This window comes from Paraglaciecola sp. 2405UD69-4 (genome assembly GCF_047525415.1).
In the GTDB taxonomy this organism is placed as follows: Bacteria; Pseudomonadota; Gammaproteobacteria; order Enterobacterales; family Alteromonadaceae; genus Paraglaciecola.
Map to the genome: position 1 here is coordinate 157,404 of NZ_JBLIXM010000003.1, position 25,292 is coordinate 182,695.

General features: G+C 38.4%; 25 protein-coding genes. 12 read left to right on the forward strand and 13 right to left on the reverse strand.

Going from position 1 to position 25,292, the window contains the following annotated elements; all coding sequences use genetic code 11:
* Positions 1-8: 8 nt before the first annotated feature.
* Positions 9-965, reverse strand: a complete 957-nt coding sequence (locus ACMUMK_RS12900) for a calcium/sodium antiporter (protein WP_414701556.1) — start codon at positions 963-965, stop codon at positions 9-11.
* A 333-nt stretch (positions 966-1,298) separates the two neighbouring features.
* Here ACMUMK_RS12900 and ACMUMK_RS12905 point away from each other — a divergent pair, with 333 nt between their 5' ends.
* The 7 genes from ACMUMK_RS12905 to murA all read left to right on the forward strand — a co-directional run bounded on the left by ACMUMK_RS12905 (position 1,299) and on the right by murA (position 5,976).
* Positions 1,299-2,099 (forward strand): ATP-binding cassette domain-containing protein, encoded by an 801-nt coding sequence (locus ACMUMK_RS12905; RefSeq protein WP_414701557.1) that lies wholly within the window; start codon positions 1,299-1,301, stop codon positions 2,097-2,099.
* Positions 2,096-2,875, forward strand: a complete 780-nt coding sequence (gene mlaE, locus ACMUMK_RS12910; protein WP_414701558.1) for a lipid asymmetry maintenance ABC transporter permease subunit MlaE — start codon at positions 2,096-2,098, stop codon at positions 2,873-2,875. The genes ACMUMK_RS12905 and mlaE overlap by 4 nt, the downstream gene beginning before the upstream one ends.
* Before the next feature lie 11 nt (positions 2,876-2,886).
* Positions 2,887-3,354, forward strand: a complete 468-nt coding sequence (gene mlaD / locus ACMUMK_RS12915; protein WP_414701559.1) for an outer membrane lipid asymmetry maintenance protein MlaD — start codon at positions 2,887-2,889, stop codon at positions 3,352-3,354.
* A gap of 21 nt (positions 3,355-3,375) precedes the next feature.
* Entirely contained in the window at positions 3,376-4,017 is a 642-nt protein-coding gene (gene mlaC, locus ACMUMK_RS12920; protein ID WP_414701560.1) for a phospholipid-binding protein MlaC, read from the forward strand.
* Between the two features lie 4 nt (positions 4,018-4,021).
* Positions 4,022-4,339, forward strand: coding sequence for a lipid asymmetry maintenance protein MlaB (locus tag ACMUMK_RS12925; RefSeq protein ID WP_414701561.1), 318 nt, complete (start codon positions 4,022-4,024; stop codon positions 4,337-4,339).
* 28 nt (positions 4,340-4,367) lie between these two features.
* Positions 4,368-4,625 carry a BolA family protein gene (locus ACMUMK_RS12930; RefSeq protein WP_414701562.1) on the forward strand — a complete coding sequence of 86 codons (258 nt, stop codon included), beginning with the start codon at positions 4,368-4,370 and terminating at the stop codon, positions 4,623-4,625.
* An 88-nt stretch (positions 4,626-4,713) separates the two neighbouring features.
* Positions 4,714-5,976 (forward strand): UDP-N-acetylglucosamine 1-carboxyvinyltransferase, encoded by a 1,263-nt coding sequence (gene murA / locus ACMUMK_RS12935; RefSeq protein ID WP_414701563.1) that lies wholly within the window; start codon positions 4,714-4,716, stop codon positions 5,974-5,976.
* 121 nt (positions 5,977-6,097) lie between these two features.
* Here murA and ACMUMK_RS12940 read toward each other — a convergent pair whose 3' ends face one another.
* The 3 genes from ACMUMK_RS12940 to ACMUMK_RS12950 form a co-directional block, all read right to left on the reverse strand.
* Positions 6,098-7,105 (reverse strand): trypsin-like peptidase domain-containing protein, encoded by a 1,008-nt coding sequence (locus tag ACMUMK_RS12940; RefSeq protein WP_414701766.1) that lies wholly within the window; start codon positions 7,103-7,105, stop codon positions 6,098-6,100.
* A gap of 155 nt (positions 7,106-7,260) precedes the next feature.
* Complete coding sequence (locus ACMUMK_RS12945) at positions 7,261-8,625, reverse strand: Do family serine endopeptidase (protein WP_414701564.1); 1,365 nt, start codon at positions 8,623-8,625, stop codon at positions 7,261-7,263.
* A gap of 58 nt (positions 8,626-8,683) precedes the next feature.
* The gene (locus ACMUMK_RS12950; protein ID WP_414701565.1) at positions 8,684-9,121 is read right to left on the reverse strand and encodes a ZapG family protein; all 438 of its coding nucleotides are present in this window, start codon (positions 9,119-9,121) and stop codon (positions 8,684-8,686) included.
* 235 nt (positions 9,122-9,356) lie between these two features.
* Here ACMUMK_RS12950 and zapE point away from each other — a divergent pair, with 235 nt between their 5' ends.
* From zapE to ACMUMK_RS12965, 3 genes are all read left to right on the forward strand, one after another.
* On the forward strand, positions 9,357-10,463 hold the full coding sequence (zapE, locus tag ACMUMK_RS12955; protein WP_414701566.1) for a cell division protein ZapE: 1,107 nt from the start codon (positions 9,357-9,359) through the stop codon (positions 10,461-10,463).
* A gap of 288 nt (positions 10,464-10,751) precedes the next feature.
* Positions 10,752-11,216 carry a hypothetical protein gene (locus ACMUMK_RS12960; protein WP_414701567.1) on the forward strand — a complete coding sequence of 155 codons (465 nt, stop codon included), beginning with the start codon at positions 10,752-10,754 and terminating at the stop codon, positions 11,214-11,216.
* A gap of 253 nt (positions 11,217-11,469) precedes the next feature.
* Positions 11,470-12,192, forward strand: a complete 723-nt coding sequence (locus tag ACMUMK_RS12965; protein WP_414701767.1) for a YebC/PmpR family DNA-binding transcriptional regulator — start codon at positions 11,470-11,472, stop codon at positions 12,190-12,192.
* 281 nt (positions 12,193-12,473) lie between these two features.
* Here the strand turns inward: ACMUMK_RS12965 and ACMUMK_RS12970 are convergent, their stop codons facing one another.
* From ACMUMK_RS12970 to ACMUMK_RS13010, 9 genes are all read right to left on the reverse strand, one after another.
* Complete coding sequence (locus ACMUMK_RS12970) at positions 12,474-13,133, reverse strand: hypothetical protein (protein ID WP_414701568.1); 660 nt, start codon at positions 13,131-13,133, stop codon at positions 12,474-12,476.
* Between the two features lie 4 nt (positions 13,134-13,137).
* Positions 13,138-14,478 carry a cyclic GMP-AMP synthase DncV-like nucleotidyltransferase gene (locus ACMUMK_RS12975; RefSeq protein ID WP_414701569.1) on the reverse strand — a complete coding sequence of 447 codons (1,341 nt, stop codon included), beginning with the start codon at positions 14,476-14,478 and terminating at the stop codon, positions 13,138-13,140.
* Positions 14,479-14,519: 41 nt separating this feature from the next.
* The gene (locus ACMUMK_RS12980; protein ID WP_414701570.1) at positions 14,520-15,740 is read right to left on the reverse strand and encodes a GIY-YIG nuclease family protein; all 1,221 of its coding nucleotides are present in this window, start codon (positions 15,738-15,740) and stop codon (positions 14,520-14,522) included.
* Positions 15,740-17,668, reverse strand: coding sequence for a DEAD/DEAH box helicase (locus ACMUMK_RS12985; protein WP_414701571.1), 1,929 nt, complete (start codon positions 17,666-17,668; stop codon positions 15,740-15,742). The genes ACMUMK_RS12980 and ACMUMK_RS12985 overlap by 1 nt, the downstream gene beginning before the upstream one ends.
* Positions 17,661-20,393, reverse strand: a complete 2,733-nt coding sequence (locus ACMUMK_RS12990; protein WP_414701572.1) for a DNA methyltransferase — start codon at positions 20,391-20,393, stop codon at positions 17,661-17,663. Before ACMUMK_RS12990 ends, ACMUMK_RS12985 begins: the two co-directional genes overlap by 8 nt.
* Before the next feature lie 104 nt (positions 20,394-20,497).
* Complete coding sequence (locus ACMUMK_RS12995) at positions 20,498-20,620, reverse strand: hypothetical protein (protein ID WP_414701573.1); 123 nt, start codon at positions 20,618-20,620, stop codon at positions 20,498-20,500.
* A complete protein-coding gene (locus tag ACMUMK_RS13000) occupies positions 20,611-21,441 on the reverse strand; it encodes a winged helix-turn-helix domain-containing protein (RefSeq protein WP_414701574.1) in 831 nt (276 codons plus the stop codon). The genes ACMUMK_RS12995 and ACMUMK_RS13000 overlap by 10 nt, the downstream gene beginning before the upstream one ends.
* Positions 21,442-21,468: 27 nt before the next feature.
* Complete coding sequence (gene mads1, locus ACMUMK_RS13005; protein ID WP_414701575.1) at positions 21,469-21,639, reverse strand: methylation-associated defense system helix-turn-helix domain-containing protein MAD1; 171 nt, start codon at positions 21,637-21,639, stop codon at positions 21,469-21,471.
* Positions 21,640-21,724: 85 nt separating this feature from the next.
* Complete coding sequence (locus ACMUMK_RS13010; protein WP_414701576.1) at positions 21,725-21,886, reverse strand: hypothetical protein; 162 nt, start codon at positions 21,884-21,886, stop codon at positions 21,725-21,727.
* A gap of 292 nt (positions 21,887-22,178) precedes the next feature.
* On the opposite strand from ACMUMK_RS13010, the gene ACMUMK_RS13015 reads away from it, so the two are divergent.
* Positions 22,179-23,093, forward strand: a complete 915-nt coding sequence (locus tag ACMUMK_RS13015; protein WP_414701577.1) for a TnsA endonuclease N-terminal domain-containing protein — start codon at positions 22,179-22,181, stop codon at positions 23,091-23,093.
* A complete protein-coding gene (locus tag ACMUMK_RS13020) occupies positions 23,081-25,288 on the forward strand; it encodes a hypothetical protein (RefSeq protein WP_414701578.1) in 2,208 nt (735 codons plus the stop codon). Before ACMUMK_RS13015 ends, ACMUMK_RS13020 begins: the two co-directional genes overlap by 13 nt.
* The last annotated feature ends 4 nt before the right edge of the window (positions 25,289-25,292 follow it).

The following is a 25,292-nucleotide window of genomic DNA, read 5'->3' on the forward strand; positions in this document are numbered from 1 at the left end:
AGGGATATCTAACTAAATAACAAAAATTGATAGCCAGCAAAGCAGGCCAAGAAACATAAACCTTCTACTCGGTTAATGCGCCTCGAGCCTCTAAAATTAAAGCTAAATATAATTAACAATAAGGTGAGCCCAAGCATAACAAAGCCATCTCTACTTGCTGCATTGATGTCAATTTCTCCTGGGTTTATTAGGCCTGGCATAGCAAGAACGGCTAAAATATTGAAAATATTAGATCCAATTATATTCCCTAAAGCTAAGTCGTCTTCATTTTTGAGAACACCAGCGATACAAGCTGCTAATTCAGGTAGGCTAGTGCCTATAGCAATAATGGTTAAACCTATAACTAATTCACTTAAACCAAAGTATCGAGCAATTATTTCTGCAGAGCCAACCATATAATGGGCGCTCAGAGGTAACACTATCATTCCAACTATTACCCAAAAAATAGCTTTGCCGGTGCTAACATCGGAAGGGATTTCGTTTTCTGTTTCTGGCTCCAGAGGATCGCCTTTGTCCATATTCAAGGACATCCAGGTTAACCCACCGATAGTGATGAAGAACAACACAATAAGGATAATGCCTTCAAAGCGGGTAAGTATGACGTCAGATAAGAAATACACAGCCAATATAGATACAAGCAGTAAAATAGGCATTTCTTTTTTCAGGGTGCTAGAGGCAATCGATAAAGGCTTTAACAATGCAGTAAACCCAAGTACTAAGGCTATATTTGTTATATTAGAACCGAGCGCATTACCAACGGCTGTGTCTGTCACTCCGTTAAATGATGCTGTTGCGGCAACCATAATTTCTGGAGCAGAGGAGCCCATTGCTACAATAGTTAAGCCGATTATCATGGGCGAAACGCCAATGTTTTTTGCTAAAGCTGAAGCGCCGTAAACAAACCTATCGGCTGACCAACTTAATACAATCAACCAAACTAAAAAATATCCCGCTTCAAAAATCACAAAAGCTCACTTCTATTAGTAAAACAGTTCAAACACTATAATCTTCAATTGTCGCAAAAAGAGATTGCTTTGCATATGGAGTTAAACATAAATATTTTGCAACTTTTCTTTTAAGGGGGAGGTCTAGTAATGTAACGAACAGAATGTTCCAACCTTAAACTTGGGGTTAGGTGCAAAAGGTGTATTTGAAGGTGTTTTGTTACCTTGCTGATGAAATTGAATATACCTTGTTACTTTTTCTCTTTGTTATTCGATTGAGAAACCTAATACAATATACCACAGTCTAGTAAAAACATTTAAACACCTACTTAAAATTGGAACATTGCCATATCAATGGAAAATTTGATTGAAATAGATAACCTAACCTTTAGCCGTAGCGGTCGGATCATATACGACAATATTTCTATGCGCATAAAAAAGGGAAAAACCACCGCGATAATGGGTCCCAGCGGAATTGGTAAAACCACTATGCTACGTTTGATGGGAGGCCAGCTTACTCCCGATAAAGGCGATATAAGGTTCAAAGGAGAGTCTATTCCCAATATGGGTAGAGGCCGACTGTTCGAAGTTCGCCGCGAAATGAGCATGTTGTTTCAAAGTGGTGCTCTTTTTACAGATATGTCTGTTTTTGAAAATATTGCTTTTCCTCTAAGAGAGCACACTAATTTATCTGAAGAATTAATAAATACTGTGGTGATGTTAAAGCTTCAGGCCGTTGGACTGCGTGGCGCTGCGCACTTGATGCCTGCTGAGTTATCAGGTGGTATGGCTCGAAGAGCGGCTTTGGCTAGGGCGATTGCTTTAGATCCTGAATTGATAATGTATGATGAACCTTTTGCAGGCCAAGACCCTATATCTATGGGGGTATTAGTTAAACTCATTAAAGCGCTAAATGATGCGCTTCAATTAACAAGCGTGGTAGTAACCCATGACGTCACAGAAGTGTTAACAATTGCAGACTATATCTACATCTTAGCTGAGAAAAAAGTGATAGGCAGTGGTACTCCTGAGGAAATTAAAAATAGTGACTCGCCGTTAGTTCAGCAGTTTTTGCAAGGTCAAGCCGATGGTCCTGTTCCTTTTCATTATCCTGCCAGCTCAATCGAAGTCGGCTTTTTAGGTGGTAAAGTATGAATTGGTTAGCATCTATTGGCGCGGCGACTATCGAGCGCTTTAGCCTGTTTGGTAGAGCCACTATTATGTTATTTGGGGCGATAATCGCTAAGCCACAACCGCTTAAAATGTTCCCATTGCTGATTAAGCAAATCCATGTGGTTGGTGTGCAATCACTACTTATTATCGTGGTGTCTGGTCTGTTTATTGGCATGGTAATGGCATTGCAAGGCTATACAATTTTAGTTGGGTATGGAGCAGAAGGCAGTTTAGGCCCTATGGTTGCTTTATCTTTGCTAAGGGAGTTGGGGCCTGTGGTCACAGCTTTGCTGTTTGCGGGTAGAGCGGGTTCTGCTCTTACTGCTGAAATAGGACTAATGAAAGCCACCGAGCAATTGAGCAGTTTAGAAATGATGGCGGTTGACCCTTTGCGTCGTGTTATCTCTCCTAGAATGTGGGCTGGGATTATCTCAATGCCAATGTTAGCTCTGTTATTTAGTGCTGTAGGTATTTTAGGCGGACATTTAGTTGGAGTGGATTGGCTAGGAGTTGATGCTGGAAGCTACTGGTCCATCATGCAAGCTACAGTGGAATGGGATAAAGATGTGTTAAATGGTGTAATTAAAAGTTTGGTTTTTGCTTTTGTGATTACATGGATTGCGACATTTAAAGGGTATGATTCTATACCCACTTCAGAAGGCATAAGTAAGGCAACCACCGAAACAGTGGTATATTCATCTCTAACGGTGTTGGCCTTAGATTTTATTTTAACAGCATTAATGTTCGGTATTGAGTAGAGGAATTAGGAATGAAATCCAGAAAATCAGAGTTATTGGTCGGTATATTTGTGGTGTTGACCATAGCTGCTGGGCTGATGTTAGCGTTAAAGGTGGCTAATGATAGTATGTCTAGCACTACTGATACGTATACCCTTTACGCGAAGTTCGACAACATTGGTGGTTTAAAAGTAAGGTCTGCGGTAAAGGTTGGTGGTGTAACAATAGGTCGAGTGGATAGTATAACCTTAAGTACTAGTGATTTTACGCCAGTTGTCGAAATGAGTATTTCGTCAGAATTCAATGGATTTCCAGAAACAAGCTCTGTGTCAATTTTGACTTCAGGTTTATTGGGCGAACAGTATGTGGGGTTCCAGCCCGGATTTGCAATCGATGGTATTGAAAACTTGGCAAATGGTGACTACATAGAGGACACCAAATCAGCATTAGTACTAGAAGACCTAATAGGTCAGTTCTTGTTTAGTAATAATGATAACTAAAGTAATGAGTGGAGATATAACGTGATAAATCGATTCTTTAAAGGATTGGTAGCTGGGTTGTTAGCTATCGGTTCAATGACTGCTCAAGCAGAAAGTGATAACCCGTATACCATGCTTCAAGAAGTAGCTACCATTACGTTTGATAGAATCAAAAAAGAGCATGACCAAATTCAAAAAAATCCAGAGCTATTACGCAACGTGATGGAAGAGGAATTATTACCCTATATAGATTACAAATTCTCAGCCTTAAAAGTGTTAGGAAAATATTATAAAAAAGTGCCCAAGGAGCAATTTCCTGAATATATCAGTGTTTTTCGCTCTTACTTGATAACTACTTATGCTTTAGCTATGGCTTATTACAATGGCCAAGAGGTGGAGTTTCAACCAGTTAGGGAAGTAACTGATGAATCCACAGTTACTGTTAGAGCTATAGTTAAAGAGCCGGGTAGGCCAGATATTAATTTAGCATTTAAACTACGTAAGAATAAAAACACAGACGAGTGGAAAGCTTACGATATGGTGGCAGAGGGCATTAGTTTACTATCTAGTAAGCAAAGTGAATTTGAATCAATGTTACGTACTGATGGTTTAGACGCTGTAATGGATATGATGAAGCAAACCATCAATAAGCCGATTAATTTAGAAGCTGCAACAAAGGGATAATTGAGTGAAGAGTTTTTCAGTCTCAGAGCCATCAAGTGGGCACTTTGTATTGCAAGGTGACTTGAACCGAAATACAGTCACCTCGGGCTGGAGAAACGCTATTAATGATCTGAGTGCTAAACAAGATGCAACTGGTAAGGCACTCGCAATTGTTGATTTGTCTGAAATACAAGATGTTGATACTGCAGGTCTAGCTTGGTTAGTTAATTTACTCAAACATAGTAAACAAAAGAATATCCGCTTTCAGTTAAAAAATGTCCCGGCAACTTTAATAAATCTCGCGAAAATAAGCGACGTAGATCAGTTTTTATCTGTACAATAGCCGCATTTTTCGCGCTACAGGAGCGACCATGGATAACCAACAAATTGAAACCTTATTGAAAGAGTCTTTAAATCTAGCAGAGGTTCATGTAAAAGGTGACGGCTCTCATTATCAGGTAATTGCTGTCAGTGATACTTTTGCAGATATGAGTCGAGTTAAAAGACAACAGTTTGTTTATGCACCATTAGCTGAAAAAATTGCTGACGGCAGTATGCATGCAGTTTCAATTAAAACCTTTACTGAAACTCAGTGGCAACGAGAAAAGTTGTTTAACCTCCCACAATAATCCTTTTATAGCCGTAAGATTAAGACCTAGTGTGCCACTTCAGTTCTAGCAGTTGTCTTTTTTGGCATATTTCAATTAGAGTAATTTAATGGACAAATTAATAATCGAGGCATGCCCGCCTCTATCTGGCGACGTTATTATTTCTGGGGCAAAGAATGCCGCATTACCAATTTTAATGTCGAGTATTTTAGCTGATACACCATGTGTATTTGAAAATGTTCCAGAGTTAAGGGATATACATACCAGTTTATTGCTTTTAGAGGAGTTAGGAGCAAAGGCTGCTAGGCGCGATGGGCAATCTGTAGAAATAGACCCTAGTAGTATTAATCAGTTTGATGCTTCTTATGAGTTAGTAAAAACCATGCGGGCATCGATCTTAGTTTTAGGGCCTTTACTTGCTAAATTTGGTGTGGCTAATGTGTCACTTCCTGGTGGTTGTGCAATTGGTGCTCGTCCGGTCAATCTACATTTGCAAGGGTTAGAGCAAATGGGGGCAAAAATTGATGTTGATGGTGGTTACATAAGAGCTTCAGTTGATGGGAAGTTACAAGGCGCACATATCTTTATGGATGTTGTAAGCGTTGGAGCGACCGAGAACCTTATGATGGCAGCATGTTTAGCTCAGGGTGAAACCATATTAGAAAATGCCGCGAGAGAGCCAGAGATAGTTGATTTAGCCGACTGCCTAAATGCAATGGGAGCCAAGGTTTCTCATGCTGGTAGTGATAAAATTGTAATACAAGGTGTAGAAACTCTAACTGGTTGTCATTATCGAGTTTTACCTGATCGTATCGAGACAGGAACATTTTTGATTGCAGCCGCTGTGACCAAAGGCAAAGTTCGTTGCCTTAACGCTGCACCTAAAACTCTCGAAGCCGTTTTAGATAAGCTCTCAAAAGCAGGGGCTAAAGTCACTACTGGAGAGGACTGGATTGAACTAGATATGACCAGTGGTCAGCTGAAAAGTGTTGATATTAAAACAGCGCCCCACCCAGGGTTTCCTACTGACATGCAAGCTCAATTCGTTGCGTTAAATTGTTTGGCTGAAGGGACTGGCGTTGTCACCGAAAATATTTTTGAGAATCGCTTTATGCATGTGCCCGAGTTACAAAGAATGGGTGCAGATATTTCACTTCAAGGACACAGTGCGGTTTGTGATGGACGTTCCACATTAAAAGGTGCGCAGGTTATGGCAACAGACCTAAGAGCCTCAGCAAGTCTAGTAATTGCAGGTTTAGTGGCAACAGGACAAACTACAGTAGATAGAATCTATCATTTAGATCGCGGCTACGAGCATATTGAAACTAAGCTAAATGGTTTAGGGGCAAATATTAGAAGGGTAAAAGATTAATATTATTGAGTGGCATCAAATGAGCCACTCTAGTTACTACAAACATATCCAAACTCTGGCAACTAAGCTGTCTTAATTAGTACTAATCGAATTAGGGAAGGGGGCTTGTGTAATATAGAGGTTATTTGAGCTCTGCTACTTGCATGGCTAAGTTTAGAATTGTTCCATTTCGATTTACTTCTATATCTAAAATAGTGCCTGGCGCTGTATCTGTAATAAAGTCTAATGTTTTTCGTATGTTGGTGGCAGGGTGTCCACCAACAGATAATATTAAGTCTTTTGCTGCTAACCCTGCAACGTCTGCAGGTGTTCCGCTATATACGCTTGTCACCAAGATACCTAAATCTCCTAGGGTGTTTTGTTCACCTGCAAAGCCTAGTGCTCCTCGTGTGACTTTACCTGTCGATATGATTTCATCCATCACCTTCTTTGCTAAGGTATATGGAACAGCAAATGAAACACCATCAACAGACTCAACTCTATTTGGACTGATCCTAGTTTTAAAATTGGCGTTATTTATACCAATTAAGTAGCCTTCACTATCAACTAAAGCTCCACCAGAGTTTCCTTCGTTTAATACTGCATCTGTTTGGATGTAGTCAAAATAGTTATTTAGACCATTATTGCTGATACGACTGACTATGCCTTGTGTAACTGTTTGCCCTAGGTTGTATGGGTTTCCAACTGCTAACACTACATCGCCTACCAATGTTTTTGGATCTTCTTTTTGCGGAATAGCATGTAGGTTATCTACAGGAACACTAAGTACGGCTAAGTCTGTTACAGCGTCAAACCCAACAATTTGTGCTTCTTCTAAGCGGCCATCTTGTAGCGCGACTAATATCAGTTTTGCGTTTGCTATAACGTGGTAACACGTTAATACGTATCCATTAGAAGTCATAATAACACCAGAGCCTAAACTGGTTCGCTCTACTGCTTGACGGCGATTATAACCGCTACCTTCTATGTTTTGGCTGTATATATTAACTACTGCTGGCCCTGACGCATTAACGGCATGATTAAATGAACGCTTGTTGGTAGAACTTACTTCTGTAGAAAATAATGTAAGGGGTAATCCACTTCCTCGACGCAAGTCGGGAACAAGAAAAAGGATGACACAGGATATCATCACTCCAATGATGATTGATTTTAAAAGAGAAGTTAAAAATTTGAGCACGTGACCATTGAACGCTTATTACATCAAGTATTGGTTGATAATAACATTGAAACTAATATGTAGATAGCGGTACAAGCTCACTATACCGCTACCTAATCATAGTATTTTTAGCGTATTACTAGATATAAAGAGGTGAGTCCTCGTTTAACATTTAGTGCAATCACTCCTTTAGCGTCGTCTAGTTCAGTACGTAATTGAACTACCGTGTCTACTTTCTTACGGTTTATGCCGATAATCACATCGCCATTTTTCAAACCTATGCTGGCGGCAGGAGAGCGGGCTTCTATTTCAGAAATCACTATTCCTTTATCGCCTTGGTCAGTTTCACCGTTTGTAAGTGTTGCGCCTTCTAGTGCTGGATGTATTTCTTTGGCAACAACTGAGTTAGCAGAAGCATCGCCTAACACTACATCAACTGTTTCGGTTTTACCTTTACGTATCAGGGTTAGCTCTAATTTTGCGCCTGCCCCTTTACTGGCTACTTTAGCTCTTAACTCAAGGAAACTGCTAACAGGTTTACCGTTAATTTCGGTGATGATATCACCTGCTTGTATACCACCTTTTTCAGCTGCAGAATCTGGCGATACTTCACTTACGAAAGCACCTTGGCTAGCTGATAAGTTCATTGCTTCAGCTAATCCAGAATCAATATCTTGACCTAAAATCCCTAATAAACCTCTACGAACTTCACCAAATTCGATTATTTGATCGACTAAGCTTTTCATCATATTACTAGGAATGGCAAAACCGATCCCAACATTGCCACCGTTAGGCCCAAAAATAGCAGTGTTGATACCTACTAATTTACCTCTTAAGCTTACTAAAGCCCCTCCAGAGTTGCCTCGGTTTATGGCTGCATCAGTCTGGATAAAGTTTTCGTATCCACCTATATTAAGTCCAGAACGTCCTAACGCACTAACAATACCTGAAGTGACAGTTTGGTTTAATCCAAATGGGTTACCAATAGCGACAACAAAATCACCCACGCGTAACTCATCTGAATCTGCTAAAGGTACAGCAGTTAAGTCATCAGGTTCTATTTTAAGAAGTGCAATATCACTTTGAGGATCAGAGCCCAATTTCTTAGCTTTAAATTCTCTACCATCAGTAAGCTTTACAGTAATTTGGTCTGCATTTTCGACCACGTGGTTATTGGTCACTACATAACCTTCATCTGCATCGATAATGACACCTGAACCTAACCCTTTGAAGGGACGCTCTTGAACTTGCTCATCAGAACCGCCAAAGAAATGCTTAAACATTTCTGGCACTCGCTGCCTTGATACTTGCGTGCCTTCAACCGAAATACTGACTATCGCCGGCGTGGTTTTCTCTATCATAGGCGCTAGGCTAGGGACTTCATTTTTGTCACTAGAAAAAAACGGTAAAGCTGCGCTTGCTGGTATACTGACAGATAAGCTCATGGTTACTACACATGCGCTTACTAATAAACGATTAAGACCTTTTTTCATTAACTATCATCTCCAATTAAATATAGAACACAGACTATTTAGCTCGACATAAAGTTCACTACTTTGATTCTTTCTCTACAACTTCTTCGTTCCCCGAAAACAACCCAGAACTTTGAGATGCAAAATCTAAAGGTTGAACATCTGCATTAGGAATATTATTTTTTTCAGTTGAATTACTATTACGTAAATAGGTAGTAGCATGCTCACCAAAATAGTTGATAGATGAGTCGTCAGCCCCCGTAGAATGGTCAATTATCAGCTGTTCATATTCATCAATTTGTTTATTTAAAGCTTCACTTTGCGCGTTTAATTCGGCTGAAATTCGCTTTACTTGATGTAGATGATGAGACGCTTGTTGAGCCATGATTTCTTTAATGGTGAGCTCTTTTTCACCTTCACTGTTGTTGCTGACTTCCTTATCATTGAAATATTTTGCAACAAAGAAACCGATAACTGCACCTACGATTAATAACAAAATACCGACTAACCAATCCATAAAAACTCCTACCTATATTGACTACTGCTAACCGACCCTGATGTATTGATGCGAACAGCACAAAGGTTTAGAGTCGAGGAGCAATGTTTATTTAATATTGTTATTATACGCTCTGAAATTTCAATGCGGTCTTTTTATTTGAATTCAAGTGGCAATGAATGATGAAAGAAGAAGATTTGTTCATACACAGTTTTCAACTCTAATAGGCATATAGCGATAGGATACTCGGGTAAATATGTCCACACAGACACCTTGGCAAAAATATCAACTTGATCTTAAAGAGCAAGATTTTCAATATGATGCAGCACAGGAAAATGCGGTAAAAGAATTACAGCGTCTTTTTGAAGAGCTAACTCACCCCCAGCAAAAGCGTACTTGGCGTATTAAATTACAAAGTCGTTTTGGAAAAGGAATGAGCAAACCTTCGATACAAGGTATTTATTTTTGGGGGGGAGTCGGTAGAGGTAAAACATATTTGGTGGATACCTTCTACGAATGCCTACCTTTTAAAAGAAAAATGCGTATTCATTTTCACCGCTTTATGCATAGGGTTCATCAGGAAATGCGTGCGTTAGATGGCCAGTCTGATCCTCTAAAAATAATTGCTAAAAAGTTTGCTGCTGAGACCAAAGTTATTTGTTTTGATGAGTTTTTTGTATCTGACATCACAGATGCAATGATCTTAGGTACGCTAATGGAAGCGCTTTTTGGACACGGAATAGTATTAGTCGCAACCTCTAATATTGTTCCTGATGAACTGTACAAAAATGGTTTACAGCGAGCTAGATTTTTACCTGCTATTGAGTTGATTAATCAAAATACACGTATCGTAAATGTCGATAGTGGAGTTGATTATCGGCTGCGTACCTTACAGCAAGCTGAAATATTCCATCACCCACTTGATGCTAAAGCCGAAGAAAACTTACACAAATATTTCAAAGAGCTAACCTCTGAAGTGGGTGTCGCGAATGAAAGCATTGAAATAGAAGGTAGGATGATCCCTACATTAAAATATGCTGAAGGTGTGATAATGCTAGAGTTTAGGGCGGCATGTGATGGCCCTAGAAGTCAGACAGATTACATGGAGATCAGTAGGCTATACCACACTGTACTATTAGCTAATGTAGAGCAAATGGGACAGGCTACAGATGATATAGCTAGGCGTTTCATAGCTATGGTTGATGAGTTCTATGAGCGTAATGTTAAGTTGATCATTTCTGCTGAAGTAGCACTAGAAACACTTTATACAGAAGGTCAGTTAAACTTCGAATTTAGACGTTGCTTAAGCCGCTTAAAAGAAATGCAATCCCATGACTATTTGGCAAGAGAGCATCTGCCTTAGGCTGGCGCTGTCTATTACTTAAGCCTTATTGATGAACGCAAGACTGATAATTTTTAGCCTTTCATTGAGTAAATGCTGATAGATAAATGCTATCTCGAAATAAGCTTGTTATAAAAAGGAAACAAGATACTCTAAGGTCGTTGAAGTTATTGTTATGATATAACATTTCTTTGGCTGTCTATGTTACAGCTTGATTGGCTTGTACTCGTAAAGGTTCGAACCACAAACTCTATTTATTGAAGTTGTAATGTAGAACATAGAAATGACTTACACAGAGGAAATAGAAATATGTTTACTGATGAAATGGTTCATACGGCGCTGCAAACTTGGTGCGATAATGTAGTTAAGGTTGGAGAAGTTCACGCTAATGGAGGAGATGCTAGGGCATTTTCAAGTCAGGTATTATCTGAAAGTTATGACTACGATAATGGTCATGTATTGTTTAAGCCAACACTTACGTTTGGTGAGCAGACATTTCGCCCTACTAAAAAAGGCGCGCTTTCTTATTTTGTTGGGGGAGATAGTGACTTTCCTAATGATAAAGGTTTTAAGCTTAAGCCTTGGGTCAAAGTTTGGTACAGCAAAGAAGATTTTATCTTAAATAATGAACTGGCTATTGTGCAGTGTAATGTTCATTTCATTGGCGCTGATGATAGTCATATTTTTGTTAACAAAAGCTTTGTTTTTAAAGTATGTGATGATGGCAAGGTAAGAATAATATTACATCAATCATCTTTACCTTTTCAGCCTTAGGTAACCCAATTAAAGTTGCCAAAATATTTTGTGACGCTGTCCCTAGCAAGTTTTAGGAAAGCGTCACAACTCCTAATTAAGTGGATTTTAGCACCGGTATCTTAAGTAAACTTCTAATCAAGCTCAGGTAATTTAGCCATAGAGTACTTACCTTAAGGTTGAAAAATCGTTACACTCTGTGCCATCGAATTTAGCAACACCACCATTATTGGGTAAAGGTGTTGAAGGTAAGCAAGATAAGACGAGATTTAAGATGGGAAGAAAGTTCGAAGTTCGTAAAGTCTCTATGGCTAAAACAGCCGGAGCAAAAACCAAAGTTTATTCAAAATACGGTAAAGAAATTTACGTTGTAGCAAAAAATGGTGGTACAGATCCACAAGCCAACCTAACCCTACGCAGATTGATAGAAAAAGCCAAAAAAGATCAGGTGCCAAGCCACGTTATTGATAAAGCTATTGATAAAGCAGCGGGTGGAGCAGGTGAAGATTATGTACCTGCACGTTATGAAGGGTTCGGTCCTGGTGGTTGTATGGTAATTGTTGACTGTTTAACTGATAACAATAACCGCACGATCACAGACGTACGCAACTGTTTTACTAAAACTGGCTCAAAACTAGGTGTAGAAGGCACTGTGGGTCATATGTTTGACCATCAAGCTGTATTTGCTTTTAATGGCGATGATGAAGATGCTATTTTAGAAGTACTAATGGAAGCGGATGTTGATGTCACTGAGGTAGAAAGCGAAGACGGTGTGATTACTGTTTATGCTCCCCATACAGAATATAACAATACCCGAACAGCTTTAATGGATAATGATCCCGAACTTAAGTTTGAAGCTGAAGAGATTACATTTATTCCGCAAACAGAATCTACTGTTAGTGGTGATGATGTAGCAAACTTTGATAAGTTTATGGACATGTTAGAAGACTGTGATGACGTACAACATGTTTACCATAATGCAGTGGTTGAGCGTTAATTGTTCATATTAAATAAGTTGTTTAAAGGCTTTAATTAAGATTTTTATAGTAAATAAGATTTTTAAAGGATAACCAAAGCCCACTTAAAAGTGGGCTTTTTTAGAACCTGCAATTAATTTTACGATAACTATTGAATGGCTTTTTCAATTCTACAACTGAATCTAAATTTTCTAATTCGAAAAGATCATCGATATGTCTCAAGCCCACCATAAGAATTCAATGGGAAACATTTCTAAGTATTTCTTTCATAATCTATAAATCCCCTACCTAAAATGTATAACTAATCCTTTTGCAGGCTAATTGTTCCTGCTGTTTGCATATTTCTTTGCCAACCTCGGTTTGTCCAATACCTTCCAACAAGCTTAATGTCATTACCTTCAAACCTGACATGTAATCGAGCCGCCCCATCAAATTTTGCATCATCCGTTTCTTTGGGCTGATCAACAACTGATTCAAATATATAACTGAGATAAAAGGCCCCATCGCGAGGATCTTTTAAGATCTCACTTTGCATAACAGTACTTCTCTGGTATTTATCAACAGATACAAGACGAATATCAAAACCAAAGAAAGTTGCTTTAATAACCATTTCGACTTCTTTTTCGTATGGGTTACCATGCTCATCTTTATAAGTAGAAATTGTTTTGCCTATCCAAGTGCCATTTAAATCAGGACACACCTTTTCATTGAGTAGCGACCCAACGACTGGAATCTTCCAAAGCCAACGCCAAAGGTAAACACCTAACAGCCAAGTAATACCTACAAAGCAAATTAGAACAGGAATTAACAAGCTGGATATAATGCTAAAACCATCTTCATTAAAAAAAGTTGTTACACCCGTCCAACCTTTTGTAGCCCAAATTAGCCCAGTGGTTACAATCGAACATAATAACAATACTAATATTTTTGCTAATCCAAACTTTGGCAAAACTTTCCACATATTTTTACCTCACTGGGCCATATCGTTTTTTAGGTGGGTTGCGAACTGGTCTTTGTTGCTGATAAATATTAACTGCCACAGAAGATATACCGACAATTTGACCTGCATTTAAAATTGTACACTCCATAAAGTGTTTACCACGATACTCACAGTTTTCCGTTACTGATTCTGAGATATCAAACCTTTGATTGTGTCCCAAGTCGTTTTTTAACCCTGCATCCTTATCAGTATTTCGCACCATCCATATGACTTCCGATCCTGCTGAATAATCACTTTTGTTATGGACTCTGAAGCTAAGCTTATCGCCTCGATAAACGGATACATTATTTAGAACTTGCTCAGGTACTCCGCTTGAAGGTTTAACACTTATTTGAGGTGGTGTTGTTATTGCTGGTAAGATCTCGCTACCAGCTTGTACTTTAAGCGAGTTGAGTGGGGGTAATACATGTTCAAACTCAATTGACCACAGTTGGTGAGAAACGACAATTGATTCAGAGAGCGCAACTGCTTTCAAAACGTTTTGAAGTTGTAAGCAAGCACTTTTTAGTTCATCTAGTTCTTCGTCTTTAGCACTTATTAAATCATCACCATTAATAGGACTAAGGATTCTCCCGCCAGTTATTATGTGATTTGTTAGGCTACTTGATAGTTTCCATATTGCATATTCTTCTGAAGCGTAACCAATATAGTTTCTAGCTATAAAGGTTGATATTGCAATAGACGGGAGTTTTATATTCTTAAGGCTAACCCAAGTTTTTATAGCTTTAATTACCCTCCGTAATCGAGCCTTTTCAGTATCAGATAAATCCTTTATCTGATTATCAAACCATGACTGTAATGCTTTAGGATCGCTATCTATCCAACCATTATTTTCGGTAGCTAAACGGCACTTTCCTATTTGTTCATCTATATAATAAAGAGGAAGATCAATATGAAAATTATCAGGGAAACTTATTCGTTCACAGTTTGGTTTAGCATCTTCGAGTTTAGCCGTGCTATGGGATTCGCAATAAGCCTGCAAAGCTTTATTCAGCAAACTTTTTGCATCAGATGCATTTAGACTTTGAGCTTCAGCATCGGCAAAAATATAAAGGCCTACATCAACATCAAACTCATCACTACTGCGAACAGGGCGTATTACAGTATGGTTTTTGAATGATCCTTGAATCCAATAAGCGACCTTTAGACCTAAGTAACCTGCAAGTTTGCTTTTCAAAAACAGCAACAGCTTATCTTTCTCTTGCCTAGCAGTATCTACTTGCTCTGTTAGTAGTGTATTTCTTGTTGCTAACGTCTCTTTATCACTGTCATTTGAATAGAACCCTTCACTAAAATCCGTTTTCATTTAAATCCTCGTAAAATCAATTAAACACCGTGATTACTGTTTTATCTCAGCTCAATTTTCTGTGTCGTTGAGTTATATCGGTAATTAACTATTTGCCCACTTCCAATAAGCTCAATAGCTATGTTTATTTGCTCCAGAGGCACGCTGAACCATTCTCTCGGTTTACACATATTCCCTTGTAAATCAGCAATTTCAACATCAATACATACATCTTTAAAAACAGTATGAATGAGGTTTTCAAATTTTTGCGTGTTCATGTTGTAGCATTCATATTCAGCTACAATATTAACTGGAGCCATCAAATAGGTTGGTTCGTTTGCAGCATTGGCAATGCGTTTTGCAACGGGTGTTGTAGAGTAACCAATTTTAAATAAGTTGTTAATTGAATGGATTCGCGGATCTTGGCTTTGGCTTGACAATATATATATAAAGCCTGCTGATTGATCTTCTTCATTTATTTCAAAATCAAGCTCTGTCGGAATTATTCGTCTTCCTGACTCATCTTTATAAAGCTCGGTAGCCAATGAACGTAACAGCATATTTGACTCTGTGCCGTTTTCAAAAATAAGGTGAAGTCTTGCATTAACTTTCCCCCCTTTCTTTTCCCTTTCTGCCATGTCAGCCACATAACACATGACCCCATTAAGAACAAAAAACTCTCCTTTTTGAATTTGTTGTTCGCCAACAAATTTCGTCATTTCAAGATAGCCAGAATGCACCTTCGCATGACACTTTTGGAAAAGTTCTTCATACTTTTCAAAGTTTTTACACCTTTCTCTTCTGGCCACAGTTTTAGGCATAGTTAGTGTTGTTTTTACATGTTTAATTTTAAAAATACTATCGTCAGAATCACCAAGTAAACCAAAATCATCATCTTCGAATATATCTTCAACCGAGTTAATCTCTTTTACCACAGGCTTATATTCTGCTTTTGGCTCTGCTACCTCATGTGTGAGTGGCAATAAGTTAAATTCATCAAAATCAACCAATGCATGACACTGTGTGTCGTTGCCTCTGATAGAGTCTAAGCGCTTAAACAACATTAGCTCACTAATGTTGGCCATATTGTTTTCAGGCAAACGGCCATTGGCTTTATAGAAGTCATTTATCTCTTGAAATTTAGCGACTAAATGTTCGTCTGCCGTTGGTGCTTTCGACTTAACCTTAACCGCAGTAAGTCCTAATTCATCATCGTCATTAATGAAGCTTAACCAGTCGTCCATTTCCATTGACTTTAATTTTTGCCACTCTTGATTCTTCACTACGCTTTCATCCTTTTGCGCTTTTCTTGTTTGATGTAAATTAAGCATTCCGCTAAACGTTTTTCTGTAAAGTCTGACGCGTTTAAATCAGGCTTTCGTCCTTTGTCATGAACAAACTGTTTAACTTTAGGCCATAGCAATTTAGCTTCTTCAAAGTCCATTTGAATACGGGTGGTTTCAATCGACTCTTGAATGAGCTTAAGTACGTCAGTTGTTACAGATTTCGACAATATTTCAAAGGCTTTTTGGAATGGGTTAATCTCATCAATTAAGTCGATACTCAATTCATCAATGTTGATAAATTTATCAGCTAAGCGAACAAACTTTTTCCCGCCTTGTTCACTCACTTCTGCCGTACTTACTGCTGAATCAACGACAACTTGCTGACGAACTTCTTCAACTTCAGCTTCAGTTAAATCAGGATATTTGCGTTGGATTATCTTAGGGATAAGTATTTTATTAACCACTTCAGGATCAACTTTACCTGCTGATGCCGCAATTATTTTGTCATCTTGTAATATAGCCGCTTTTAAATCAGCTAAATCAGATTCAATAATGTCTTTAGTACGCTTAGTACTTGGCTCTTTAAAGCCGCCAATTTTCATTGTGCCCGGAGGAGTTGGCTCAAAGTCATCATCTTTTTTGGCTTTAAACTTAAAGTTTGGCGCTAACACTTGTTCCATAAGTAGTGAACAAGTAATCGCTTTAAGCATGTTATTTACGGCAATTGTTACTTGATCATTTTCAGCATCAGGCTGGGCTATGAGGTTAGTAAACTGCGCATGGGTTTTATTAGCGCTATCACGAGTGCAGCGACCAATAATCTGAATAATTTCAGTTAACGAGCTTCTATATCCAACAGTTAAAGCATGTTCACAGTATTCCCAATCGAAGCCTTCTTTCGCCATTCCCAATGCAATGATAACGTCCATATCATCAAGGTGTTTTATATTACGTAGATAGTTTTGAATAATATCGCGACCATTTTCTTCCACTAAGTCAGCAACTTTTATGACACTGCCATCAGGTCGCGTAACAGGAATAACCCCAGTAACAGGATCTCGTTTACCTGCTTCACCTAGTACTTCTAAAATGGCATCTACCTCATCATATTTTTCTTTGGTTGATTCACCTGAATTAACATTAGGAATATGAATGATGGTCTTTTTACCGTAGTTTTCTTCTGAGTTAAGTACCTCATGAATAACTTCAGTATATTTACCTTGGTAGAAGTGGTAGCCAATGCCGAGCGATTTTAAATAGTTATAACCATTAAGCTGTTCATAATAGTTAAATGATACTTTATCGAATTGAGCTTCAAGTTCAGGTGTTAAAACAGGAACGCTATCGCCACGAAAATAAGAACCGGTCATCGCAACAATATGGGCACTACTGTTGGTCATGATTGAACGTAATACATCACCTAATACATTTTCACCATCGGCAGAAACATGATGAAATTCATCAATGGCTATCAGGCAATCGTTAAAAGCACTGTCTTCAACTTCTTGAAACGCAAAGCGCAAGGTAGCGTGGGTACAAATAAGTATTTTATCGTCACCAGCCATAAAACGTTTAAATGCTTTAGTTTTACTGGTTTCACCACCGGGAGTACAAAGGTTATTTTCGTTATCGACATCCCAATCACAAAAGAAGCCGTATTTGCTTAATTCGGTAGTATCAAACGAGCCACCAATTGAGCGCTCAGGTACAGCAACAATAGCCTTCTTAATGCCTTGGTTATGTAGTTTGTCTAATGCTAAAAACATTAACGCACGAGACTTACCTGAAGCTGGAGGCGCTTTTAATAGCAGGTATTGGCTGTTTCTTCCTTCATAAGCACGAGACTGCATTGCTCGCATGCCCATTTCATTGGTGTTTGAGCTAGCGCCACTTTGAGCATATTTGAATTCCATTAAATTACGCATTTTGACCTCCTGTCATTCTCTCATACATTAAAAATAAGAATTCGAGTCTTTCATCATCATCTGAAAAACCTTTTTTCTGGTAGATTTTATCTACAAAGTCATCTAACTCTCTATGAGCAGCCTTTAGATCTGTAGGCATCTTGTCCGGATCATAAAGGCTGCCCAAATTTCTCTCCGGATAATTTTCTCTAACACTTAATATGGCTAACGATTTATCTACCATTTCACATTTAGTATTTTCATCAATATCAGGAAATGGAAAACTGTTGTAACAAAGTCCTGCCGTGTATTGATAGTCAGATCGAATACGACCTGTAATAGTTCTGACCCAAGCCATATGAATTTTAGAATTAAGAACACCTAATACAAATGGTTCAGGATCGAAGATAACCTGAGCTTTGTTGGAAATTATTGTATCTTTATCCATCAGTCCCACTGGTATATATTCTCTTCGCTCCGAAGAAACAACAGGAACAACAACTTGATTTTTTATGGCTCTATTTACCCATCTAAATTGATGTGGTCTGTGTGCACAACTTCGGGCATTCATTCCACCAACTAGGCGAGCCTCCCTAACCTTATCTATTCGATTTTTAATTAAAGGAATTGCACATGCTTCATCAAGATATTGGTCTTCGATCCACAGGCACCACCTATAAGTACCCTTAATAAATTCATTTGAGCCGACTAATTTTTTAAAGAATTTTTCTGACCTTGGTTCTTCTGCTACAAACTCTTCCTTTTCTAAGGTAGAAAATATAAAAAAGCCACTTTCATAGGGTTCATTTCCAATTTGCATTCGCGGTAATTTAGATATGACATTTGTACTTTTTGTCACCACAATATCTGTTGATTCAATCAGATAAGGGTTAATATTTGATACGATTTTTCTAAAATTGTTTGTGAAAATAGCTTTTGGTTTATTATTTTTTTTCCTAACACCAATTATCGAACAGGTAACTCCAGCCTTATTTTTTGCATTGTTAGACCAAACAAAATTCTTATAAGCAAAAGATATTTCACATCCCGACTTTAGAATTATTGGCCAAAGTAACGGAACTTGAGTCCCCTGACATATTGAATTTGTAGATACAAATGCATATGAACTTTTTGCATTTATAAAAAGGGCCGCTTTAATAAACCAACATGCGATATAATCAAGACTTTTAGTATTTGATATTCCTTGTAAGCAATACTTAATATCTTCTTTCTGCTCTTCGCTTTGATTTTTAGAACCAAGATATGGTGGATTTCCTATAATGTAGACCTCATCTTCATCAGAATGGTCTATACACTCCCTCCAATCAAGTCTTAACGAGTTACCCCAGAAGATTTTTCCACCTTTTTTAAGCGGCAAAGATGGTTCACACTCACCAAACTCAGCTTTAAACTCTCCGTTCATTTGGTGCTCAGCAAGCCATAACGAAAGAATTGCCACTTCATGGGCAAAATCGTCTAGTTCAATACCGTAGAATTGAGAAAGTTTAATACGTGAAAAAGATGAATCTAAACCAACGTCACCAAACAGGTCATCTTGATTTTTATTTTGATCTAGTTCTTGTAAGCGTTTGATGATTTCCATTTCAAAATTACGTAATTCTTTAAAGGCAATGATCAAAAAGTTGCCGGAACCGCAAGCCGGGTCGAACAGTTTAATTTCAGCAATGCGATCATGGAGCTTACGTAAACGGCTTGGTTTTAACTTAGCATCAATGTTGTTTTCAATATTTTCAAACTCAGAATAAAGTTCGTCTAAGAATAGTGGCTCGATTACCTTCATGATGTTAGTGACCGAGGTGTAGTGCATGCCCATACCGCCACGCTGGTCGGGGTGAACTACAGCTTGGATCATAGAGCCAAAAATATCAGGGTTAATATCTGACCAATCTAGTTCACTGCCACACTCAATCAGCATTTTGCGCGATTTAGTTGAAAACATTGGTGAGACTATGTTGTTGGCAAATAAGCCACCATTCACATATTCAAAGCTAGCGAGGTAATCAGGTAAGTCACCACGGGTATCTTTACTGGTATTTAATACTTCAAACAGTCGATTTAAGTAACTATCAACATCTGAGCCATCTAATTTAGTATGTGATTCAAGCTCAGCACTAAATTGGTTCTGCTTGAATATGCCAGTATCTTCAGCAAAGAAGCAGAAAAGTAAACGAGTTAAAAACACGTTTAGGTTATGAAGTGCGGCTGTATCGTTTTTGGTTTCTTCGTTAAAGTTATCGGCTTTAATCAAGTCAAATAACTTGGCCATTTTTTCAGCCGCTTTAACATCAGCAGGGTTTTCACCTTGGTATACGGCTTTTTCCATACCAGCCCAAGGTAGGAAAAAATCGAAATGTTTACCAAGCTCGTTAAACTCAATATCTAAAGTATCGTGGGTACGGGTATCTAAGGCAACAAACTGATTAAAGTCGGTAGCAATCACAAAACGAATTTTATCACGAGCAACTGAAGGCTCTTTTTTCATGTTATCAATATCAGACAACACGCAATCGTTTTGGCTTTGCTTAAAGTAAATATGGCGCTTGGCTCTTACTTCACCTTCAACATTCGCTAAGTTACGCTCACCTGATTTAATGCGACCAATGGTGGTTTTACGATGGCCGTAAGCCGCCATTAGTTGGTATATAAACTCATCCTTGTTAACTTCGTTGGTATTAATATCAGTTGCTAATTTTTTAACAACTTCTTCTATTTGGCTAATGTTCAACTTCTATTCCTTCAGCATTAAAGCTATTAAATTTTTAGTTTTACCGTGTGTGTTTAGTTCTTGATTGGTTTACACACATTTATGTGTCGCATTAGTATTTTAATTTACGCTTCAAAAAATTCTTCGTCGATTTTCTTCAGATGCAATACCTGTTCGTCTCTGCTACCGATGTTGTAACGCAGCATGAGTTTGGCTAGTTCTTTACCGTTAATAAGTACTATTCGCATACCAAGATCTTTGGCTGTTTGGCTGTTTGGCTTGCGCTTGCGGTAAAATCAGATGTGGTAATGAAAATACCTTTTTGCGCTTTTTTTAAATTTAGCGCCCCAAAGAAATCTCGAATATCACCAGAACCAACGTTATTGCCTTCTGCATAGCGTTTGGCCTGAATATAAATTTGGTCTACGCCTAATGGATCTTGGTCGATAACACCGTCTATACCATTGTCGCCACTTTTACCTAGCGCGTGCGCGGCACCTTCGCCCGTGCCGCCATAGCCCATCGCCAGTAACAGTTCGATAAGCAAGTCTTCAAAAAAGGCTGGAGTCACTTCGCGGGTACGTGATATGAGTTCCAATGCTAGTGCATCATTAATGGTCTTATAAGCGTCCAGTAACGCTTCGTCTGGCGTTATTTCACTTGTTGTAGATGTATGGGTGGTTTCTAGCGTGTTTGCTGACTGAGTGTCACTAGCTTCGTTTTTCTGCTCTTTGAATGCAATGAACTCATCAAATTGCTTGAGGTATTCGTTGTTGATAACGGCGTTGGTATCTTGCAGGGCTTGGATACCTCGTTCAGTGATGACAAAGTGTGCTCGTTTGGTCGCTTTTAAAAGTCCAGCTTTAGTCAGGTAAGTTCGCGCCCAGCCTACACGGTTATCTAAGATACTTTGCCTACCACTGGGCAGTGTTTCATTGCGCTCTTCGTCAGATAAGTTGAACTTATCAGCAAGCTGATTAATGGCATCTCTAAGCTTGATTTCACTACCGTTGGCGGCTTTTGCAATTTCTAAGAAGGGCCGCATAAATTGCTGATAATTTGGGATCACATAATGTCCTTATCAATAATGGTGTAATTATTGTTTTTGGTTTTCTATCCACGCTTCTAGGTCTGATGACTTGAATCGCCACGAACCACCGACTTTAAATCCCGGCAATTTCTTTTCTGCCGCTAGTCGGTATGCTGTTTTTTCAGTCAGCTTTAAATACGCAGCTACCTCTTTCAAGGTCATGATTTGTTCTGTCATCGTCATTCTCAAAAATGGCATAATGAGAGAATATGGGAAAATTCGGGAATCTACAAATGAATAACCTTGTTTAGAGACATTTTTATTAATTTTTTTTTGAATTATTTTTTACTCTGGAAACCTCTTTTATATTTGTGAAAGCCCCTACAGTTTCAAGTTTTTTAAACTCTCTGAAAGCATCTTTTCTATTCTTAAATTTAGCTAGAAAAGTTGAAAAATATATTAAATCATCTTCACTGATCCTCATTTAGATTCCTCTTAACTTATTGTAATTGTTGGTGTTACCAATTTATCCCCTGTTGACAAACGAAGTTTTCGTGATATTTGTCGGTTTGGGTAGGTATTTAGATTTAGATCCTCATAAGTGTAAGTTTTATGTTGTTCCGTTTTGTGTTCAAATTGACTTTTGAAGATTTTTTGTTATTATAAGTTGTTGAATTTATTGGTAAAATTAATAGTTTTTCTCTGAAACTCTGCTATATTTTATTGCTAGTGTCAAACACCATAATTAATGGGTTTGATGAATACAGAGAATAGCAATGAAACTTAAACCAGAATCAAAACCAAAACCAAAACTAACCCAGCCCGTAATCACGGAGCTGACTAAAAAGCACATAAGTGAATATAAAGCACGAGTGAAATTCGCTGGCGGATATTTACCTTTAAGATCCGCACGTCAATTTTCATCAATGGGTAAAGCGACAAGCGAACAGCTAGACCCGTCATCTCAACGTCATGAATATTTTAGCGAGCTTGAGCGAAAATTTGGCTTAGTACTTAGCTTTATGTCTAACGTTTCAAACGTTAAAACTCAGTTTCCTCTGCTAAACGTACAAAAAACTTTGGAAGTTGCTGCCAGCCTCAATTTAATGCACCCCCGATACGAGCCAAGTGCCCCCGTTGCTGATCATAATAAGGGGTTCCAAGCAGCAATTATGACCTCTGATTTTGTTTTTAATTTGGTCGACAGTACTACTGGGGAAGTAAAGACTGTCGCGTGCTCTTTGAAGTATGAAAAGGACATAGTCCCTTATGACGGTAATGACAGAGTTGTCGAAAGAACAAAGGATAAGCTTCGAATTGAAAAGTACTATTGGGAGAAATTGAAAGGTATTGAATATCAGATCATATCGAGTGCCTTTTGGATGTTTGATAAGCACCTTGTTGAAAATCTCACATGCGCACGAGTACACCGTAATCTTGAAATCCCACCAGTTCTAAAGGTTTCTATATTAGCTCACTTTATAAAAGCGCTGAATTATGGCAAGCAACTTAAGCTTAGGTTAGTTGATGTGATAGCAAACCTATCAATGGAGACTAGTTTGCCGGAAGGTCGTTTATATGCAGCTTTTTGGCATTTTGTGTGGACTAAAAAGTTACGCGTTGATCTTTTCAAGCCTTTAGCAGGTGGAGGATATGTTTTCGAGGGGGAGGACTTCGCATGGCAGCTATAAAAGATAAAAATAAGGTAAGTGTACATACCTCTGATATTTTTCATATCGCCGACATTCCAGTGAACTGTGTAATAACACATGGAAATAAGGTTTATACAGTCGTCAAAGTGTTTCATGGTCTTAATGAACTGGCATTGTCACTGCAAAAACGGAAACCAAATAAACCCTTTCTGGTTAAATTTGGAAGTGCAATACAGGGTTTCGCTTGGGAAAATTTTAATTTCGAACTCAATAATTTTAATAAGAGAAAGGTCGTTGAAAAGGCCAGTGAAAACGCATGGTCAAGGGCGCAAGCTTGCTATAATGCAATACTTCCCGTTGTAGGATCAATTGAACAGAATATTGAGTCTAAACTTGAGCTTTATATTCGTGGCATTCCTCTTACAGAAGACATTGAAGCCTGCGCCATCCGGGCTGGTTGTACGCGTCAATCAATTTATAATTGGCTGAATTTATACCTCGCATATGGATCGCATATTACAGCCCTTTTACCCGGTCATTTTAATTCTGGTGTAGGCAGGCCGCTACCCGAAAATTTCATGGTCGCAGCAAATAAAAGCTTAGGTAATGCTCCTATTTCGCCGTATTTCATAAGACGAATTTTTAATCAGCAAGATCAAGGCAGGCTAGATAAATTCATAGCAAACGATTTAAGAAATCAACCTGACTACAAAATTACATCCTTATATTCCATATTTATTAATAATTACTGTAAAGACCCTGCGCCAGATGATTTGCAATATGTCGCACAAAAGTATGTCAACTTATCGAAGCATATCTCATACGATCAATTCGCTTATCATTTTGATAAAACAGTAGACATTGAGTATTTCAATGAATGCAGTAAAGGAGTTAAGAAGGCACATAATAATGATGCTCCGCGCTTTGGTGTTGCTCAAGACCTCACTATCGGGCCAACTTATTTATATGAAATAGATTCAACCACCTTGAATGTATACGTGGTTACTCGAATTCGTGATCAAGGCACGGGAGTATTAAAAACAATACGTCTAGGCCGTCCGTATTTGTATTATGTGATAGACGTCTATTCAGGAAAAATTGTTGGATTCAGCGTTACTTTTAAGCGCAATGCAATGGCTGCTAAGTCAGCTTTGTTCAATGCCTTTACTGACAAAGTTAAATTTTGTGCTCGTTATGGGATTGATATTGATAAAAGTGAATGGGCTTGTGAGCATGTTTGTCTAAACCTGTTTTCTGACAGGGGGGCCGATTATGCAGAATCCATTTTTTCTGAAGCGCTCGCAGCTGATTTAGGTATTGAGGGTATGTCGTATGCTCCCGCCTATTTAAGTCGAGCTAGAGGTACGGTGGAAGTTACTTTTGATTCTACAGATGGCATCGTAATCCAACGATTGGATGGCAGTGTGAAACCTGAACGCGCAAAGGACTCTGTACACCCATCCACAACATCTGAAATCAATATTGAGGTTCTGAACAGATTAATTATCGAGGCAATTCTTGTTTCTAATCGCAGCAAAATTAATTGTACTCGGTTACATAGTGCTGATGTCTTTAAAGGCATTAAGGCGACTCCTAACGCGATTTGGGCACAGCACATTGATACTAATATGGGGGGGGGCATAACCAAGCCTGTTGAGGAAGTGAAATATGCATTGTTAAATCAAGGGCAAGCGAAAGTGTTTAAAGATTATATCGAGTTGGATGCCAAAAAAGTGAAGGTTCGCTTTAGGACTAACAATATAGTATTTGCCAAACGGCAAGCGAAACTAAAAAGCAAAAAAGCATGCTTCACTATTAAAATGCGTTATAACCCCGATGATTTTAGATTTGCTTGGTACGCAGATCCTGATCAAGATTTTACAATCATTGAATTTAAGCTTGCCTCAGAACATAAACGCTTTGATGAGTTGACTGAAATTGAGATTTATCAACTTGAAAGAGTGGAAGCTGCACAGCAAAGTTTAAATAAGCAAAGTCGTGGATTTGAACACGTTCACATAACTGAAAAAGTTGAAGAGGTAAATACCGAAAATCGGGCTATCGGTTCAAAAGCGAAAGGCAAAAAATCCATGGCTAAAGGCATAGACGAAAACTCTAAAATCGAGGCCAAGATAGAGACTCTCCTTGATACTAATGATACCCGCACCTTGTTTGGCTTTGAGTGCGATGAACTAGGTGGTCACTCTTCTTCAGCAGGAGGTTCTGATGAGTAAATCA